21 protein-coding genes and 1 pseudogene are annotated in these 17375 nt (G+C 71.4%); 7 read left to right on the forward strand and 15 right to left on the reverse strand.

The features are described from left to right. On the forward strand, positions 1-347 hold a 347-nt coding region (locus tag V7E45_RS33590), incomplete at its 5' end, for a tetratricopeptide repeat protein (protein ID WP_333778028.1). Positions 348-481: 134 nt separating this feature from the next. Here the strand turns inward: V7E45_RS33590 and V7E45_RS33595 are convergent. The 3 genes from V7E45_RS33595 to V7E45_RS33605 all read right to left on the reverse strand — a co-directional run bounded on the left by V7E45_RS33595 (position 482) and on the right by V7E45_RS33605 (position 2530). Then, a complete protein-coding gene (locus tag V7E45_RS33595; protein WP_333778029.1) occupies positions 482-934 on the reverse strand; it encodes a hypothetical protein in 453 nt (150 codons plus the stop codon). A 335-nt stretch (positions 935-1269) separates the two neighbouring features. Next, the gene (locus V7E45_RS33600) at positions 1270-1515 is read right to left on the reverse strand and encodes a hypothetical protein (RefSeq protein ID WP_333778030.1); all 246 of its coding nucleotides are present in this window, start codon (positions 1513-1515) and stop codon (positions 1270-1272) included. Between the two features lie 712 nt (positions 1516-2227). Then, the gene (locus V7E45_RS33605) at positions 2228-2530 is read right to left on the reverse strand and encodes a hypothetical protein (protein ID WP_333778031.1); all 303 of its coding nucleotides are present in this window, start codon (positions 2528-2530) and stop codon (positions 2228-2230) included. A gap of 12 nt (positions 2531-2542) precedes the next feature. Between V7E45_RS33605 and V7E45_RS33610 the strand changes: the two are divergent. Both V7E45_RS33610 and V7E45_RS33615 read left to right on the forward strand, forming a co-directional pair. Then, positions 2543-3091: pseudogene (locus tag V7E45_RS33610) on the forward strand (UTRA domain-containing protein); the annotation flags it as partial. Positions 3092-3142: 51 nt separating this feature from the next. After that, positions 3143-3391, forward strand: a complete 249-nt coding sequence (locus V7E45_RS33615) for a DUF7660 family protein (RefSeq protein WP_333778032.1) — start codon at positions 3143-3145, stop codon at positions 3389-3391. A gap of 606 nt (positions 3392-3997) precedes the next feature. Here V7E45_RS33615 and V7E45_RS33620 read toward each other — a convergent pair. Then, positions 3998-4642: a GNAT family N-acetyltransferase gene (locus V7E45_RS33620; RefSeq protein ID WP_333778033.1), complete on the reverse strand. Its 645-nt coding sequence runs from the start codon at positions 4640-4642 to the stop codon at positions 3998-4000. Positions 4643-5118: 476 nt separating this feature from the next. Between V7E45_RS33620 and V7E45_RS33625 the strand changes: the two genes are divergently transcribed. Then, positions 5119-6186, forward strand: a complete 1068-nt coding sequence (locus tag V7E45_RS33625) for a DNA polymerase III subunit beta family protein (RefSeq protein ID WP_333778034.1) — start codon at positions 5119-5121, stop codon at positions 6184-6186. Positions 6187-6297: 111 nt separating this feature from the next. Here the strand turns inward: V7E45_RS33625 and V7E45_RS33630 are convergent, their stop codons facing one another. After that, positions 6298-7719 carry an MFS transporter gene (locus tag V7E45_RS33630; RefSeq protein ID WP_333778035.1) on the reverse strand — a complete coding sequence of 474 codons (1422 nt, stop codon included), beginning with the start codon at positions 7717-7719 and terminating at the stop codon, positions 6298-6300. A 94-nt stretch (positions 7720-7813) separates the two neighbouring features. On the opposite strand from V7E45_RS33630, the gene V7E45_RS33635 reads away from it, so the two are divergent. Beyond that, complete coding sequence (locus V7E45_RS33635; RefSeq protein WP_333778036.1) at positions 7814-7975, forward strand: hypothetical protein; 162 nt, start codon at positions 7814-7816, stop codon at positions 7973-7975. Between the two features lie 115 nt (positions 7976-8090). On the opposite strand, the gene V7E45_RS33640 is transcribed toward V7E45_RS33635, so the two are convergent. Both V7E45_RS33640 and V7E45_RS33645 read right to left on the reverse strand, forming a co-directional pair. Further along, positions 8091-8486, reverse strand: coding sequence for a hypothetical protein (locus V7E45_RS33640; RefSeq protein ID WP_333778037.1), 396 nt, complete (start codon positions 8484-8486; stop codon positions 8091-8093). Between the two features lie 89 nt (positions 8487-8575). Beyond that, positions 8576-10585: a hypothetical protein gene (locus tag V7E45_RS33645; RefSeq protein WP_333778038.1), complete on the reverse strand. Its 2010-nt coding sequence runs from the start codon at positions 10583-10585 to the stop codon at positions 8576-8578. Positions 10586-10808: 223 nt separating this feature from the next. Between V7E45_RS33645 and V7E45_RS33650 the strand changes: the two genes are divergently transcribed. Continuing rightward, positions 10809-11768 (forward strand): D-2-hydroxyacid dehydrogenase family protein, encoded by a 960-nt coding sequence (locus V7E45_RS33650; protein ID WP_333778039.1) that lies wholly within the window; start codon positions 10809-10811, stop codon positions 11766-11768. Between the two features lie 33 nt (positions 11769-11801). Here the strand turns inward: V7E45_RS33650 and V7E45_RS40770 are convergent, their stop codons facing one another. Beyond that, positions 11802-12251, reverse strand: a complete 450-nt coding sequence (locus tag V7E45_RS40770) for a DUF2087 domain-containing protein (RefSeq protein ID WP_443056321.1) — start codon at positions 12249-12251, stop codon at positions 11802-11804. 484 nt (positions 12252-12735) lie between these two features. Here V7E45_RS40770 and V7E45_RS33660 point away from each other — a divergent pair, with 484 nt between their 5' ends. After that, positions 12736-13023 carry a chaplin gene (locus V7E45_RS33660; protein WP_333778040.1) on the forward strand — a complete coding sequence of 96 codons (288 nt, stop codon included), beginning with the start codon at positions 12736-12738 and terminating at the stop codon, positions 13021-13023. A 69-nt stretch (positions 13024-13092) separates the two neighbouring features. On the opposite strand, the gene V7E45_RS33665 is transcribed toward V7E45_RS33660, so the two are convergent. The 7 genes from V7E45_RS33665 to V7E45_RS33695 all read right to left on the reverse strand — a co-directional run. After that, entirely contained in the window at positions 13093-13959 is an 867-nt protein-coding gene (locus tag V7E45_RS33665; protein ID WP_333778041.1) for a tyrosinase family protein, read from the reverse strand. Further along, complete coding sequence (locus V7E45_RS33670; protein ID WP_333778042.1) at positions 13943-14437, reverse strand: tyrosinase cofactor; 495 nt, start codon at positions 14435-14437, stop codon at positions 13943-13945. Before V7E45_RS33670 ends, V7E45_RS33665 begins: the two co-directional genes overlap by 17 nt. 319 nt (positions 14438-14756) lie before the next feature. Further along, positions 14757-15269 (reverse strand): hypothetical protein, encoded by a 513-nt coding sequence (locus V7E45_RS33675; protein ID WP_333778043.1) that lies wholly within the window; start codon positions 15267-15269, stop codon positions 14757-14759. A gap of 102 nt (positions 15270-15371) precedes the next feature. Continuing rightward, positions 15372-15956: a vitamin K epoxide reductase family protein gene (locus V7E45_RS33680; protein WP_333778044.1), complete on the reverse strand. Its 585-nt coding sequence runs from the start codon at positions 15954-15956 to the stop codon at positions 15372-15374. Beyond that, positions 15956-16456: a DUF5949 family protein gene (locus tag V7E45_RS33685; protein WP_333778045.1), complete on the reverse strand. Its 501-nt coding sequence runs from the start codon at positions 16454-16456 to the stop codon at positions 15956-15958. The genes V7E45_RS33680 and V7E45_RS33685 overlap by 1 nt, the downstream gene beginning before the upstream one ends. A gap of 163 nt (positions 16457-16619) precedes the next feature. After that, positions 16620-16910, reverse strand: a complete 291-nt coding sequence (locus tag V7E45_RS33690) for a hypothetical protein (RefSeq protein ID WP_333778046.1) — start codon at positions 16908-16910, stop codon at positions 16620-16622. A 132-nt stretch (positions 16911-17042) separates the two neighbouring features. Beyond that, positions 17043-17375 (reverse strand): hypothetical protein (locus V7E45_RS33695; RefSeq protein ID WP_443056322.1); only part of this gene is annotated, 333 nt, incomplete at its 5' end.

The raw sequence follows: 17375 nt of genomic DNA on the forward strand, positions 1-17375 counted from the left end.
TCTCCTACGGCGATGCCGGGCGCATGCAGGACGCCCTCGAGCTCAGCGAACGGGTGCTGGCTGACCGGGAGCGCATTCTGGGCGACGACCACCCCGGCACCATCACCGCCCGCAACAACCTCGCCATCTCCTACGGCGATGCCGGGCGCATGCAGGACGCCCTCGAGCTCAGCGAACGGGTCCTGGCCGACTATGAGCGCATCCTGGGCGACGACCACCCCGACACCCTCTCCGCCCGCAACAACCTCGCCCGCGCCCGTGATGCTGCGGCAGCTGTACAGCAACTGGATACAGCAACCCCAGCAACCGCCGCCGACTTTCAGCCCCCTTCAGACGCTCCCAAGTAACCGGTATGCCCCTCCCCGACCGATCTCTGCAGAGCTACGGATCAGAAGGTGGCCGTGCCCCAACCGTGCTCGATCGAGCGATGAGACCAGATCTTCAAGTCTGTGCCGCCCGGAGGGTGCGGATCAGTCCCTGACTACGCGGGAGGGGCGTAGGGATTTCCGTTGGACACCGCTGGGCCACCCCACCACGCCCCCGGCGGCGGGACAGGAACCCAGTCCGGACCCCGGTGATCCAGCCACCACCTACCGATGGTGTGGAACTTTTCCTCGAAGCTGCGATCCCAGTTGAGCGGCGCGGTGATCGGTGCCCGCAGGCGAGTACGGCGGCCGCCCGCTTCGTAGATCACGACGGTCCGGCTCCCGAAGAGAGACTCGATCTGGATGGCTTGGACGCTCGACCACGGGATGGTCCGGCGGCGGAGGTTGTGCACGACGGCTGCGGATGGCGTGAGAGTGACCCCGAAGAGCCGGGAGGCGATCGGCAGAACACACCACACGAGCAGTTCTGAGACCAGATAGAGCCCAGACGGCCCCCCGTCCAACCGGAACAGGACCTGGGAGGCCACGATGATGATGCCGGGCAGCATGGACAGCAAGCATTGGAGGGGCGTCAATCGGTACCGGATGTGCGCCGGCGGTATAGCTGCGACCTGCGATTGCTCCATCGAACCCCGCCCCTCACTCGATGCAGCCACTGGTGGCCCATCATCGCGGTGGCAGCATGGCGGACCAGGGGCGCCGTGTCCATCTGCCTACTCTCGGGAGCTCGGGACGAAGAGGTCGTGCCAGACGCATGCCGGTTCGTGCGAGGAACGCCAGGGAGGCCGGAGGATCCGTGCGCTGGAAGGCTGCTTGGGTGACGGATCTGTGGAGCCCGGCGCCGTGCCCCTATCGGGCACCGAGCAGAGAAGGGTCGGTCTTGCTATGCCTGCGGCCCCTCGGCATCCCTCCGGCTGGACACGACGTGCCGCGCGATCGTGGACAAGGACAGCTCACGATCTTCGTTAACAACCAGCCAACCCTTGCCCAAGAGCGATTGCAACAGTGGGCGGACCTCTTGGCCCAGTTCCTCCGCCAAGTCGTCATCCGTGAGGGAGAAGCCATCCCGTACACGGCTCGCCACGTGGAACACGACGGCTTCCTCCCCCGCGGTGATGTTGAAGTCCATGACGTGAAGGTATGCGAGCCACGTGGCCGCAGCACGCCGATGGCACCTGAAGCCGAGGTACCGCAGCGCTACAGGCCAGCCGCACTGGCAAGTCCGCCGACGAGACCCCGGCCGCGGCCGGATGCCCCTGCGGCTGATCCGAACGGGGTCAGCCCGCGCCCGTCCGTCTCAGTTTCCGTCTCATTCAGCGACGGACACCACCGTTCAGACGGGTCCGGCCCTCGGCTCGTGATGAGCGCCCGGACGGTCATGAACGCAGGTGAATGCCCCGACACGGCCCCTGGCGGGCCGCCAACAGACTTGGAAAGCGTGTTGGCACGGTGGTGAGGGGGGTGGGGTCTGTGGCCTGCAACATAGTCCCGAGGTGGCTCCCGGGGACCTTTGCGCCCACCCCCCTTGACCGCGGACCTCGAAGGTTCTCTGACCGGTCTCTCTCCGCCAGGCAAGCTAACAGGAGGGACTAACAACGGGACGTCGGCAGGTAGTTGCGGTACAGCAGCGAAGTACAGCAACCACAGCGACCGCGAATGGCTGGCAACGGTCATCGAGGACCGCAGGACCAGCATCCTGACCCGCTTTGGCCCTCCAGCCGATAGTTCGGGACGAAGAGGTTGTGGGTTCAGCGCCGCTGCCGGGGAACCAGATCAGGCCCGATGCCACGGAGTCAGCATCGGGCCTGACGGTCAGGACTAACGCGTAGGGGGACGGCCCGTCAGGGGCGGTGGGGGTCGCTCACCGCCAAGAGGTGACCGCGGCTGGTTGCAACGCGGGACACGTCCCGCAATGCCCGGGTCAGTTCCTTCGCCAACCGTCGCAGGTCCTGCGGTCCCGCAGCCTGGTCGTCGACAACAGCCGAGGCATGCTCCAGCAGCTCAGCTGCCATTCCCAGCTGCGCCGCCTTGATGTTGTCTGCCAAGCGGGCCATGTAGCCGGCGTTGTCGTCGCTGTTCAGGTAGCAGGACTTGCCCTCCGGCCCCGACCACGGGAGGAGTCGCAGTTCGTTCGGTGCCGTCATCGTTGCGTCTGCGCCGAGCCCCGGCAGCGGGTGCGGGTGGTTCGTTCGTCCGCGCGAGAGCGGCCCGACGGGTCGCCGTTCCGGGCGGACATGAAGGCCTTGGGCAGGCAAGGGGACTGGGAGAGCCGGACCGAGGCCAAGGTGCCTGCTCCGGCGGACATCGCGGCGCGGCTCGGCATCGCCGAGGGTGACCTGTGTGTCCGGACGACGTACGAGTTTCTGGCCGACGGCAGGCCCGTGCAGCTGTCCACGAGCTGGGAGCCGTACGACCTCACCGCCGGCACCCTCGTCGTCCTCCCCGAAGGAGGGCCGCACGCCGGAACAGGTGTCGTGAACCGCATGGCCGCGATCGGCGTCACGGTCAGCCACGCCGTGGAGCCGCCGGAGCCGAGGCAGGCGACCGCCGAGGAGTCTTCACTCCTTGGCGTCCAGAAGGCTGCGCTCGTTACGCACATCCGGCGGACGTACTACAGCGACCAAGGGCGGCCCGTGGAGACGGCGGACATCGTGGTGCCCGCTGCTTACTGCGAGATCGTCTACGAGATTCCGATCAACCGCTAGCTCCGGTCACAGGGCGACTGCGTACTGGTGTGCCACGTAAGGTCCCCAGACATGACCACTTCTCCTGATCATGTCGGCAGCGGAGAAGACCTGGCAGCCTTCGTTCGTTCCTTGTACCGCAGCCATGCCGAGGGAGGGAGCTCGTGGGAGAACGCGGACCTTCCGAGCTTCTTGGAGGCCTTGGCCGCCTGGATCGACGATGCGGACGGATGGTACGGCAACACCGGCCGGGAGTTGCCGCCCGGCGGTGACTGGGCGTTCTTCGCCCGAGCTCTGCAAGCGGCGACCGTGTACGAGTAGGCCGAGCCGTGTCGAATGCGTGTCGAAGGCCAGTCGATGACGCGCGCGGCACGCAAAGAGAAGCAGGTCAGCAAGGGGCTGACCCAAAATCCACCAAGCGCCTTCTAAGCGCTTGGCCGCAGGTTCGAGTCCTGCCGGAGGCGCCACCCCTCGCACTCCCGAACGGGAGGGCTTTTTGCTGGTCAGGGCACGTGCCAGCCGACACACAGCCCCGGACGCCCTCTCGACGATCAAGGGCGGACTCCGGGGCTTTCCGGCCGGCACCGGGTTTTCGCCGGTGGCCGTGCCGCATCCGTGTCGGCGTTCTCGACCGGAGGGATGTCAGCCAGCGCCCGGTACCTGCTCCGGGAGGTCACCCGCGGCTTCCGGCCGCCGCTTCAGGACACCAACACTCCCGGGACCTACCTGCGGCGCCGGGCGTACCAACCGACCCCCAGCACGATGCCCAGCGCGATCACGAAGGCCGACACGGTGGTTGCGGCGTTGTGCGAGCTGTAGAGCATGGCAAGCATGCTCTGGCGGATACCCGGCGCGTTCGACGGTAGGCCGTGGTCGGCTCGTGGTGATCGCGCGGTGGGGCCGGCCGGGCGCGGTGATCGCTCGCCGCTAGCCGATGCCCAGGACGGGCAGGCAGTCCTCGACGCCGGTCAGTTCGATGTCGTCCCGGCGGACCCGTTCCCACGCGTCCCGGGTCAGCCGCCACTGCTGGATTCTCGCGGGCTCGCCGCGGCGGGTGTCCCAGTCCGTGCCGTTCGGCTCGTAGCCCAGGCCTTGCGAAATGCGGTTGGACGCCTTGTTGTCGGTGAACGCGTCGCTGCCAGCTTCGCGTGCGCCCAGTCCGGCGAAGGCCAGTTGCAGGATCGCCGCCCGCATTTCCTTGCCGAGCCCCTGTCCGCGGCTGCCGGGGGCGAGCCAGGAGAAGCTGGACACCGTGCCGAACCGCGTGAAGTTCCTGCCGATGAGGTCCTGCATGCCGACCGGTTCGCTGCCGACGAGCACAGCGAAGTACAGCCGCCACGAATCCGGGCTCACGCGGGCGCGGCCGGCCCAGATGCCGCGCAGCCACTGCCATTCGCGTTCGGGGCTGTCGGCGTAGAACGAGATCGGGTCGTCGAACGGCCACGGCTCGGCGTCGGCGACCCCGGCGCGTACGAGCGGCACGAGACGTTCCAGCAGTTCGTCGGACGCGCCGGCCAGCGTCAGGCGCGGCGTGCGGACTTCGACGTTCAGCGGGGGGTAGGTGTGGGCCACGCCCGGACGGTAGCCAGCCCGCCCGGCCGCCGCATCCGGTTTTCCCGCGGGGAGTCCCTTGCCTTCGTCTGTCCAGCGTGGGCGGAACGCCTCGACGGCGAGTACACCTCAGCCTGCGCGGCCCTGTCATGCCCCCATGCCCCTACTGCTTCCACGAGCGTGGAGACCGCTCGGTGCCGGGTGCCGATATCGCGCCTCTTTCAGTATGGGCACAGGTCATCGGACCATATGACTTGGCACCGCGGTGATCGCGTAGTCAATGCGCGCTCGACACAACTCGGCTCAACCCTGGCCTGGTTATCGCCGCCCATGGCCGAGCTTCGTGGAACGACCGTTCATACCAGGGCCTTCGGCTTACTCGTCAGGCGCGGTCTCACCACGGGAGGCACCTTCCGCTGTCGCGATAACGCCCGCCCCCGCGGCGGGTTGACCCTCGACCTTGTGCAGGGCCCAGAGTGCTGGGTGTGGAGAACGACATGCGCAGCATCGGCGAGATGGCCCGTGACAGCGGTCTGGGTGTGAGTGCCCTGCGGTTCTACGACCGTGCCGGTGTGCTGGTTCCGGCCTGGGTTGATCCGGTGAGCGGGTACCGCTGGTACGAGCCCGGGCAGCTCGAAGAGGCCCGGCTGCTGGCCCGCCTGCGCCGGGCCGGGATGCCGCTGCCGGACATCAGGCTGGTGCTGGCCAGCTGGTCCGGCGCGGACACCGATCTGGTCCGGGAACTGCTCAAGGCGCACCTCGGCCGTCTCGAACAGGGACTGTCCGCTGCCCGCGGCGAGTTCTCCGCGCTCCGAGCCCTACTCGATCACCGGGAGAATGCCATGACGTCGCTCCGTGCCGCCGCCGTCCGCTTGTCCAGCGCCGCGCCCGAGCTGGCGGCCGCGCTGGACGCCGTCCGTTTCGCGGCGAGCACCGACCCCGGACTGCCGACGCTCGGCGGGGTCCTGTTCGACATCGAGGGCGACAGACTCCACGTCGTGGCCACCGACCGGTACCGGATGGCCGTCGCGCAGGCCGGTGTCGCCGGGCACGACGAGACCCGTGTGCAGGTCGTCGTGGCCAGCCCGCTCGTCGACGCGATGCGGGCGCTGCTGGACGGCGAGGGACCCGTGCGGCTGTCCGTCGACGGTGACCGCGTGACGCTGGACGTGGGAGACCGGCAGGCAGCCGGTCGGTGCCTCGACCACGACTTCCCCGACTACCGGCGTCTCCTCCCCCGGACCGCTGGGCGTCGCGCCGTCGTCGAGGTGGCCGCCTTCCGCAAGGCCCTGGAGACCGGTCCCGTCCGTTCCGGAGAGGCCGGAGCGCCCGACCTCAGCGTGCTCAAGGTGGACGACGGCGGCACGGTGGCCCTCTGCGCGGACGGTGACGCGGACCCGGACCGTGTCGCCGTCAACCGTGGGTTCCTGCTGGACGCGCTGGTCGCCGGGGGCCGGGACCGACTGGTTCTCGAACTCTCCGCCCCCACCGTGCCGATCGCGATCCGCCGGCCCGACGACGAGGGCACCTTCTCGATCCTGATGCCGGTCCGCCTGGAGGACTGACCGTTCGGCTCACCCGGTCCGGCTCATCCGGTCCGGCTCACCCGATCCGACTCGCCCTGATCCACCGCATGGAACCGGCCGGACCGCGCCCGGCCGGGCTCCGGCCCCGGATCAAGCCCCCGGCCGCTGCGGAGCCGCGCTCCGCGGTGTGTGCGCCGGGTCGGTGCTGCGGGGCAGGCGGGTGGCCGCTGCCAGGCCGGCGAGGCCCAGGACGGCCAGGGAGAGCATGGCCGCCGCGTAGGCGCCCTTGGTCAGGCCGGAGACCAGGATGGTGCCGGCGATGGCGGTGCCGAAGGACGAACCGAGGTTCGACACGCTGCGGGACAGGCCGGAGATCTCGCCCTGGCGCTCCTCCGGGAAGCTCGACTGCACGACGTTGACCGACGGGGTCAGCATGACGCCGAGGCCCAGGCCGATCAGCAGGAGGCCGGGGACGAAGGCCCAGGCGGTCGTGAAGGCGCCCGCCAGGGCGACCAGGACGACGACGCCGAGGATGCAGACGACGAAGCCGGTCATCACGAGCGTGCGCTGGGAGCGTCGTTCGGCCAGTCGCTCGGCGGACAGGGACGTCAGCAGCAGTCCCAGCGTCGCCGCGGTGAAGATGACCCCGGTCTGGATGGCGTCGTAGTGGCGCACGACCTGGAGGTAGGCCGCCACCGTGAACGACACGCCCATCAGCATCAGCCACTGGACGTTCTGGGTGACCAGTCCCAGGTTCGACGTGCGGTTGCGGAACAGGCTGAGCGACAGCAGCGGTTCCCTGCCCGACGCCTCCCTGGCCCGTACGTAGCGGAAGAACCACCACAGCACTCCCGCCCCGAGGACCAGCAGGGCGATCATGAGCCAGATGTCGTTGTCCGCGGCCAGGATGCCCATGACCACGAGGATCAGACCGGCGGACGACAGGACCGCGCCCAGGGTGTCGAAGGTACGGGTCGGATCGGGTGGCAGCGGGTCGCGCATGTGGCGGCTGAGCACCACGATCACCGCGATGATCAGGGCCTGGAACACGAAGGCGGCGCGCCAGCTGATGGCCGTGGTGATCAGGCCGCCGATCAGCGGTCCGGCGGCGGCGCCGATGCCGCCCAGCGCCATGATGACGCCGAAGGCGCGGGCACGGGAGGTGACGTCCGGGTAGAGGAGCGTCGCGAGGATGTAGACGGGTGGGATGAGCAGGGCGGTGCCGACGCCCTCCAGGATCGAGTTGCCGAGGATCAGCACCCCGAGTCCCGGGGAGGCCGCGCTCAGCAGGGCGCCGATCGCGTAGACGACGAGGCCGGTGAGGAAGCACCGTTTGCGTCCGTAGCGGTCGGTCAGCTTGCCGCCGGGGATCATCAGCGCGGCCATCACCAGCAGAAAGACCGTGATCGCCACCTGCACGCCCTGGACGGTGGTGTCCAGGTCCGCGCTGATGTCGTTGATCATCACGTTCATGTTGGAGCCGGCGAAACTGCAGATGAACTGGGCCAGGGCCAGCGCGGCCAGCACCTTGCGCCGTCCCGCCGCCTGCTCGCGCTCGACTGTCTCGGCCACGAGGCCAACCATCCGGCAGCACCCCCGGGCGGTGCCTCACCCCCCGGGGGTGAGATGGACACCCCGGCGATGAGAGGACACCTCCTCCGCCAGCGTGGGCGACCACTACGTCTGCACCCCGTACTACATACGTCTACGCCCGTACTACAAGGGGGTGGCCCCGCAGAGCCCGGCCGCCCAGCCGCTGTCCGCCGGTGGCGGCGAGGCGGTCGTGAAGCCGGACCTGTCCCTCGTGCAGGTGACGGCCGGGAGGTGACCGCCGTGCCCGGGCCGCCGATGAGCGCGGATCGGGCGCGTGCGGGCCGGGCACGTGCGGGCGCCCGGGAGCCTGCGGATCAGGCGCCTGCGGGCCGGGCGCCTGCGGGCCGGGGTCACCCCAGCTCGGCCGGCCGTACGGCGGTGGTCACGGCGGAGACGACGGCGGTGCCGACGAAGGTCCCCACCATGACCAGCCCCACGCCGATGACGAAGAGGCCGCTCGCGTCGTCCGACCAGTCGACGTAGGCGGCCGCGGTCAGGCCGGCCGTGGTGCCGAGCACGGCGCCCGCGACGTAGTCCCGGTAGGCCGCCCAGCAGACCGCCGCGAGCAGCGTCAGTACCAGCCCGATCACCTGCCACGCCTGGTACGGGCCGGTCGTCGAGCCGTCGGGGTGCACGTCACGGTGCTGGTCCCAGCCCAGCCAGGCGGCCCACAGTGCCGGGGCGAGCGCGGCCAGCGCGAGGATCGACACCAGCTGGGCAATGGGTCTGTGCAGTCCTGTTCGCATGCCCCCAGCGTTCCGGCCCCGGCGGTTACCGCCCAGAGCGTTCGTACTCAGTCCCACCCGAGTACGAACGCCAGGGCGCCGGTGGTGCGTCAGGCGGCCAGTTCCGTCTCCGCCTCCAGGCGCTCCGCCTCGCTCTTCGCGGCCAGGGCGTTGGCCGCAGCGTTGAAGCGCTCCATGGACGTGGGGTGGTCCGGGCCGAGGACGTACTCCTTGAGGGTGCGGCGGGCCAGCGCCATCGGGTCGGTGTGCGGGGCGCGGACCGAGTCGAGGATCTCCGGCAGGCGGATGCAGTCGCGGTCGAGCAGATAGGCGCCGCCCGCGGTGGTGTAGGCGGCCCGGAACTCCTCGTCGGACAGGTCGTGGGCGTTGGTGAGGAGGTAGGGCTTCAGGCTCGCCACGAAGTCGGCGACGACCGAGGAGACGTCGCTGATGAGGATGTCGGCCTGGTTGAAGCAGTCGTAGAGGGTGGGCAGGCTCTTGAGGATCACGTTGTGCCGGACCGGGCCGCGGGTCTCCCAGAAGATGCGGTGCCACTCGGCGCGCAGTTCCTGCCACTCGGCCGCCGCCGCGCGGTCGGGCAGCCGGGCCTCGCGCAGCTGCTCGGCGTCGTCGCCGCGCAGGCGGCCGGCCAGCTCGTCGAGGCGCTCCTGGATCTCCTTCAGGCGGGGCCTGGCGGCGGCGACGGCGGCCTCGGCCTCGGCGGCGCCGCGCTGCTCGTTGTCCGCCCGCAGCAGCTCGCGGATCGCCTTGTCGGCCTCGGCGGCCTCGGCCGAGCGCTTGCCGGTGAGCGGGTGCGGCTTGTAGACGACCCGGACGTTCTCCTGGAGCAGCTTCTCGATCAGGGGCACGCCCATCGGGATCAGCGACGTGTGGCAGTCGTCGTCGCTCCAGCCCTCCCAGGTGGGCGCGTACAGGACGACCGGGAGCGGCCCCGGGGTGTGCTCGGCGTGCAGGCGGATCGGGGCGAGCTGCGGGCGGCCCACCTCGACGATGGCGCTGTCGCTGATGGCGTGCCGGACGCGCTGGTACCGGTCGCGGCCCGCGCGGCCGGCCACCCAGATCTCGTCGTACACCTTGCTGACCCGGTTGCTGCTGGCGAGCTTGTCGCTGTCGCCGTGGCCGATGAAGACGTGCTTGGCCTCGGCGACGCGCAGCATGTGCACGTTCTTGCCGGCGTTGCCCGGGTAGAGGACGACCCGGACGCCGGACAGCTCCAGCTCCGCCAGGTCGTCGGCCTTGGGTACGCAGACGACCGGGAGCCAGGTGCGGCTGAGGTGGCGGAAGGAGGCCCGCTCCCGCAGGATGATCACCGGCCGCATGTCGAGCTGTTCCAGCGTCTCGATCCACATGTTCACCTGGTACATGAAGTCACGGGAGACCGCGGCGAAGCTGAAGTAGAGCGCGACCTGGGGACGGTAGTCGGCGAGCCGGCGGTTGACCTCGGCGAAGACCTCGTCCCGTGCGGGCATCCGGCGGACGTTGCGGTACTGGACCAGCAGCGCGAGGACGCCGAGCACGGGCACGGCGACGGTGACCGCGAAGCCGGCGTACGCCAGGCTCCAGCCCCCGGTGGCCAGCGCGGCGAGCAGGCCGGCGTGGGCCGGCAGGTCCAGGTGGAGGAGCTTGCGCAGGAAGCGCCGGTACAGGAAGCCGGGCGGCTGCTTGGGTATGGGCAGCTCGCTCATGTCCAGGTTGCGCACGCCCAGGGGCAGCACCCGGCGCCGGCGGACGGCGTGGTGCACGGCCGTGTAGAGCATCATCGCCGCGAAGTGGGCGCTGAACACGGCGAGCGCGGTGACGAGCACCGCCTCCGGCGCGTCCGCCCGGCTGGCCAGCGCGAGCAGCATCACGGTACGGACCGCGAACCGCAGCGGGCGGGTGAGCTGGAGCGTCGCCAGCCTGCGTACGAAACCCGGGGCCCTGGCGTGCAGCACCTCGTCGGCGATGTACGTCACGGCCGACGCCGCGGCGAAGCCCCACAGGGAGGGCAGCAGCGCGAAGACGGGCAGCGCGGCGAAGCCGCCGGCGAGCAGGAGCACGAGCAGCAGGTCGGTGACCCCGCGCACGCGCAGGGCACCGCACAACCGACGGATCGTCATGGGCAGGTTTCCTCTTTCCGGATGGCGCGCACATGGGGGCAAACGCCGTTGTTCACCGGTTCGACGTAAGAGGAAGGCGAAGAGTTGTACACCGTTCGGAAAGAAAACATCCACATTCCGTTTCCCTGTGGTAGCCCTCAGACCGCCCCTGTGACCTGCCGGTACAGTCACCGTGGGGAGCGGGTCAACGGGGAAACGGGGAAACGGGGAAGGGGGAGACGACGTGCGACTTCGCTGCGCGGTGCTGGACGACTTCCAGGGGGCGGCCGCCGGGTCGGCCGACTGGTCGGTGATCGAGGACCGGGTGGAGGTGGTCGCGCTGCGCGAGCACCTCGACGGCGAGGACGCCCTCGCCGCGGCGCTCGCCGACTTCGATATCGTCGTCACCCTGCGCGAGCGCGTCCCTTTCCCCGGCTCGCTGATCGCGCGTCTTCCCCGGCTGCGGCTGCTCGTCGCCTCCGGGATGCGCAACAGCGTCATCGACTACGCGGCGGCCGAGGCGCGCGGGGTCACGGTGTGCGGTACGGCGAGTTCCTCCACGCCTCCGGTCGAGCTGACCTGGGCGCTGCTGCTGGGGCTGGCCCGCGGGATCGTCACGGAGAACGACGCGCTGCGCTCGGGCGGCCCCTGGCAGTCCACCGTCGGCGCCGACCTGCACGGCCGCCGGCTCGGGCTGCTCGGGCTCGGGAAGATCGGCGAGCGGGTGGCGCGGGTCGGACTCGCCTTCGGCATGCACGTCAGCGCGTGGAGCCGGAACCTGACCAAGGAGCGGACCGCGGAGGTGGGCGTGGATCTCGCCCCCTCCAAGGAGGACCTGCTGGCCACCAGCGACTTCGTCTCCGTCCACCTGGCCCTGTCGGAGCGCACCCATGGGCTGGTCGGCGCCGCCGAACTGGCCCTGATGAAGCCGGACGCCTACCTGGTCAACACCTCGCGCGCGGCGATCGTCGACCAGGACGCCCTGCTGGCCGCGCTGCGCGAGGGCCGGATCGCGGGGGCCGGCGTCGACGTGTTCGACGTCGAACCGCTGCCCGCCGGTCACCCGGTGCGCACCGCGCCGCGCCTGCTGGCCACGCCCCACCTCGGCTATGTCTCACGGGCCAACTACGCGACCTACTACGGGCAGGCGGTGGAGGACATCGCCGCCTACCTGGCGGGGGCTCCGGTACGACGTCTGCCCTGACGCCCCGGTGAAGCCGGCGCCCGCCCCGGCCGGTCAGCCGGCTTCCGCCGCGTCGTCCGTGCCGTGTGCCTTGCCGGCTTCCGTGCCGTGTGCCTTGCCGGCTTCCGTGCCGTTTTCCGTGCCCGTTTCCGGCCGGCGGTAGACGCCCTCGCTCCGGTGCAGGTGGTGGAGGTCCACCAGGTAGCGCCGGAGCGTCACATGGTCGACGCCGTCGGAGTCCTCGCACCAGGCCCGCAGCCGCTCGTTCACCACGCGTTCCGGGTACTCGGCGCCCGGCTCGAAGGTCTGCTCGGCGATGTGCCGCAGCACCAGCTTCTTCCGGGTCCACCGGGCGGGCAGCCGCAGCAGCCGGCCGTCGCGGACGAAGGTGTCCAGGACGGCGGAGTCCGGCCCGCCGCCGGTGCGGGGCACGGGCCGGCCGCGACCGACCAGACCGCGGAACACGTCGTAGGAGACGGCCAGTCCGCCCGGTGTGCCACCCACGAGCACGCCCNGGCACGGGCCGGCCGCGACCGACCAGACCGCGGAACACGTCGTAGGAGACGGCCAGTCCGCCCGGTGTGCCACCCACGAGCACGCCCTGCTCGCGCAGGCGCAGCAGCGCGAGGGCCGTGTCCCTCGCGGACAGCCCGGTCACCTCGGCGACCCGCTCGGGACCGTTCGCGCCCAGCGCCACGGCGGCCAGGGCGCGCATCCGGCTCTCCTCCGCCAGCAGCCCGATCAGCTGCCGGGCCCGCTCGGCCGCACCGGCGGCGGNGGTGGCGGTGGCGGTGGCGGTATCCGTATCGGTGTCGGGGGTCATGACGGGAGGTTAGGCGGGCCGTCCGGCCCGGCGCCTCCCATTAACGCCGGTATCAGGGTGATCTCCCCCTGATCAGCGTGACCCGCCCCCCGTCACACCGTTGAACGGGGAAGTGCGGTGGCTGGCCTGCCGCCGCACACCACCGAGCAACAAAAGGAGAACGTGATGTCTCGCTTCGCGAAAGCGGCCGCCGTCGCTCTCGGTACGGGGGCTGTGGTCCTCAGCGGCGCCGGTCTGGCCCTGGCTGACGCGGGCGCCCAGGGTGCGGCCGCCAACTCGCCCGGTGTGCTGTCCGGCAACCTGGTCCAGGTTCCCGTCAACGTGCCCGTCAACGTGTGCGGTGACACGGTCGACGTCATCGGCCTGCTGAACCCCGCCTTCGGCAACGGCTGCGCCAACACGCACACCACCCCGGGCAACCCGGGCCCCGGCGACGACGGCTACGGCAGCTGATCCGGTCCCGCTGAAACGGCTGAGCCCCGGCACCTCGAGCGCCGGGGCTCAGCCGTGTCCCGGCACGGCTCAGGCGTACCGGTAGACCCGGCTCATGTCCTCGAGCTCGTCCGGCGTCACATCCCAGGGCGGCAGCTTCTGGTGCCGGGCGACGACCCGCTTGTGCTGGGCGTCACCGGTGCCGGGCGGGTCGGCGGGCAGGTAGCGGTGCGACCGGTGGGCGCGCTGCCACCGGTCCCACTGCAGGTCCAGGAAGGCGTGGTGCAGCCAGAACACCGGGTCGTTGACGGACGCGCCGCCGAGCATCGCGCCGCCCACCCAGCGGTGCACCCGGTTGTGGTTGTGCCAGGAGGAACTGCCGCTGCCGCGCCCCCAGCCCTCCAGCTTGTTGCGGAAGCCCCGGGTGACCGTCGAGTCCCAGGGGCGGACGTCGTAGACGGGGTCGTCGAGGGCCCACTGCAACTCGCTCCGGGTGGGCAGCTGGAGGGGGGCGGCGGCGCGGCCGAGGTCCCGGGTGAGGAACCTGCCGTCCGTGATGCCCTCCTTGATCGTCCAGTGGCCCGCCGCGTACGCGAACGGACCGGTCGTCACCTGCCGGTCGGAGCGCCGCCCGTTGCCGCCGAGCAGGTCCTTCGTCCAGGGCGAGGACGTCGTCGTGCGGTCGCGGGTCCAGTCCCAGTACGGCACCGTCACCGAGGAGTCCACGCGGCGCAGCGCCCGCTCCAGCTCCAGCACGAACCTGCGGTGCCAGGGCAGGAAGGAGGGGGCCATGTGCGCGGTGCGCAGGCCGGCCTCGCCGTCGGCGGTGTAGTAGTCGATGTGCATGCGCACGAACCCGTCGTACTCACCGCGCCGTTTGAGCTCCAGCAGGGCGTTGACGAACCGCCGGCGCTCGGTGGGGGTGAGTGTGCTGACGTTCTTACGCACGTACGCCATGCTGTCCCCCCATGTCGTGCCCCAGGTGCTCGCCGCCCGTCGGGCCGGGCGCGAGGTCGCGCAGGCGCTGGCCCGGGCCCATCTCGTCCACGGCGGCGCGGGTCGCCTCCAGCGGCGTCCGGTACGAGCTGTAGTGGTCGACCATGCTCAGCCAGGTGCCGTCCGCCCGGCGCATCAGGTGCAGCGGGCGGCCGTCGATGGTGACCTGCCAGTCGCCGCCCCCGGCCAGGCCGCGGCGGCCCGCGACCGGGACCACGACGCCCTGGATGCGGCGGCCCCGGTAGGTCTCGTCGAAGGGGCCGCCCCCGGGCCCGTCCGACATGGGCAGGGGGCGGGAGGCGGCGACCACCGGCGCCAGCGCCAGGGCGGCGGCGGAGGCCAGCAGCCCCCGCGCCACCTCTCTTCGCGAGACTCTGCCCGCTCCCACCGCGACCCGCTGCTCGGCTCCCACCGCGACGCCACCGGCACCCACGACCATCTTCCGCTCCTCGTCCCGTGATCGGATGTCCGCACGGGTAACCGCCGGAACGCGCGCGGGGTCACCGCGGAGGGGCCATCCGGTGGGTGCGGGAGCGACCGGGACCCGTGCCGGGCCGCCGTGCCCGAGGCCGGGGACGGTGTCAGGCGGCGCCGGTGTCAGGGGTCGGGCCGGGGCCCCGGTTCGCGGCCGGCCCGGGTTCCCGGCCGGGGCCGGTGTCAGAAGCCGGGGCCCGGGTTCGCGGCCGGGATCGGTGTCAGAGGGCGGGGCCGAGGCCCAGGTTCACGGCCCGGATCGGCGTCAGAGACCGGGGCCGGTGTCAGAGGCCGGGGCCGAGGCCGAGGTTCGCGGCCGGCACCGTCCGCAGGACCGGGGCGAGCAGGCCGGCCTGGGGGAGCTTGGGTTCCGGCAGGCCGAAGTGGTGCGGGTCGGGGGCGGTCAGCGGGGCGTCCAGGGACAGGCCGGGACCTGCCGTGCGCAGATCGGAGGCGGGGGCGTCGACACCGACGTGGTCGAAGTCGTCGCCGAGGACCCGCGGCAGGGGCGCCCGCATGTTCGCACCGGGCAGGGCGCCGGTCACCGGCACCTGGGGCAGCGCGCGGTCGGGCAGCAGCCGGCCGGTGACGTACCGAGGCCCCTCGGGGGCGCCGGGCTTCACCAGCGGCACTTCGAGGCCGACCTTCGGCACCTCGGTGCCGAGGGACTCGGAGACGCCGTTCAGCGGCACGGGGACGGGGACCGCGCCGGCGGCCAGGGCGGGGGCGGCCGCTCCCACGGCGGCCGCGACGCCCGTGACGACGGCGGCAAGGGTTCCTCGGGTGGTCGGCTTCATGTCAGCAACGGTCCTTTTCGTGGTGCGCGGGGTTCGACGTCCGAACCGCACAACGAGCCGGAAAACGGCTTCAGTTCACAATTCGCCCGGCCGCAGCAATGGTCAGCTCGTCCAGAAATCCCACCAACGGGTCAGCACGAGCATGCCCACGACACCGATGTGCAGGACCGGGAGGACCCAGGTGAACTCCGCGAAGAAGTTCCGCAGTCCGGCGGGCGCGGGGAGGTATCCGCCGCGCACGACGAGCGAGGTGGCGTACCAGAACATCACGATCGTGGCGCCCCAGGCCAGACAGCACCACAGGCACAGCGCGTCGATCCGGTACAGCGACTGGAACTGCAGCCAGGACACGAACCCGACGCCGAACAGGCACCCGGCCTCGAACAGCAGCCAGTACCAGCCGGGGAACCGGGCGTCGGCCAGCAGGCTCACGCCGACGCAGACGACGACGCCGTAGGCGACCAGGCCCAGCATCGGGTTGGGGAAGCCGAAGACCCCGGCCTGGGCGCTCTTCATCACGCTGCCGCAGGACACCACCGGGTTCAGACTGCACCCGGGCACGAAGTTCGGGTTCTTCAGCAGCTTGAACTCGTCGAGGGTGATGACCCAGGAGGCGAGCAGGCCGGCCGCGCCGGTGATGACCAGCACCAGCCCGAAACCCCTGCCGCCGGCCAGGGCCCGGGGCATCAGCGGCGCAGGCTGCGGGCCGGCAGGATGATGTGTGCCGCGGCGTTCAGGGTCTCCTCGGCGCCGGCGAAGGCGGCCAGCGCGGCGGGGTCGACGACCTGGCCGGGACGGCCCTCGGCCCAGGCGAGGGTGGTGAAGACGAGGTAGGCGTAGCCCCGCGCGGCGACGGCGGCGAGCCACTCCGGCGGCGCGTCGGCCTGGGCGACCATCTGCGGCATGTTGACGACGGCCTGGCCGGCCTCGACGAGCAGGGTGATGGGCAGGCTCGGCTTCGAGGTGCCGTCCACCACCTGGCCGCCGACCGGCAGGTTGTTGCTGGTCAGCAGGTGCCTGATCGCGGCGGCGGTGGCCTCGGGGCCGCCCTCCGTGTCGCCGAGGGAGTAGGCCAGCAGGTACGGCATGTCGGTGCCGTCGGGTGCCTCGCCGCTCCAGGCGAGGACGACGAGCGTGCCGAGGTCGGCGGGGCGGAAGGGGCGGGCTTCGCTTGGGCTTGAGGTCACCGCGCGACCTTATCGACGGGGCGCGGCGCGGGCCGGTGGCTTCTCACCCTTCCGGACCAGTGCCCGGGGCCGCTCCACACGATCGAGGGAAGTGGCCTCGAACAGGCCCGGAGCCGGCTCCGCGGTGTGCGGTGCCGGCTCCTTCCGGTGGTGCGCGACCCGGTCAGCTCTGCAGCGGCAGGCCGCCGAGCAGTGGGTTGTGCTGGTTCAGGGCGGCGGTGGCGCCCTTGACGGTGTGCAGGACGGAGTCGTGGTTCTCGGTGTCGAGCGCGTGCGACTGCTGCTGCAGCGGCATGACGTCCTTGACGGTGAGGCCGCCCCGGGTGAGCGTGTCCACGGCGCCGTTGAGGCTGGTGGGCGTCAGCTCGGCGGTGGTGTGGGCGAACGCGGGCGCGGCGACGCCGGCGAGAGCCACGGAACCGGCAAGGACGGCGGCGGCCTTCAGGGACTTCATCGTGTTCCTCTCTTCGGCGACTCGCGTCACCCCGGGGGACGTACTGGCGCCGTGCCTAACGAGTGCCCGCGGGGCCGGAAACCCCGGCCCCGGAAGACATATGAGATCCCCGTGCGCGACGCCGTGAGCGCGTCACCCGGTCGGCAGCGCCGGGGCCTGCGGCAGGCTGGGCAGGGCCGTGCCCGGTGCGGTCGGCAGGCCGCCGAGGGCCGCGTCGATCAGTGCGAGCAGGTCGTCCACGACGCCGTTGGCCGCGGACAGCACTCCGTCGAGGTCGGCGGTGGCGGCCTTGAGCAGCTTGTCGATGGCGGTCTGCAGCGCGGTGAGCAGGTCGCCGGCGGTGTCGCGGGCCGCGGGCGCCTTGGCGGCGGTGCCGGTGGTGAGCGAGGTCAGGGCGGCGGGGGACGGCACGGCGGAACCGCTGGCGTCGGTGGCGACGCTCGGGGTGGCGGCCTGGCTGGGGAC

The sequence above is a fragment of the Streptomyces sp. IBSBF 3136 genome (assembly GCF_036815105.1).
GTDB lineage: Bacteria > Actinomycetota > Actinomycetes > Streptomycetales > Streptomycetaceae > Streptomyces.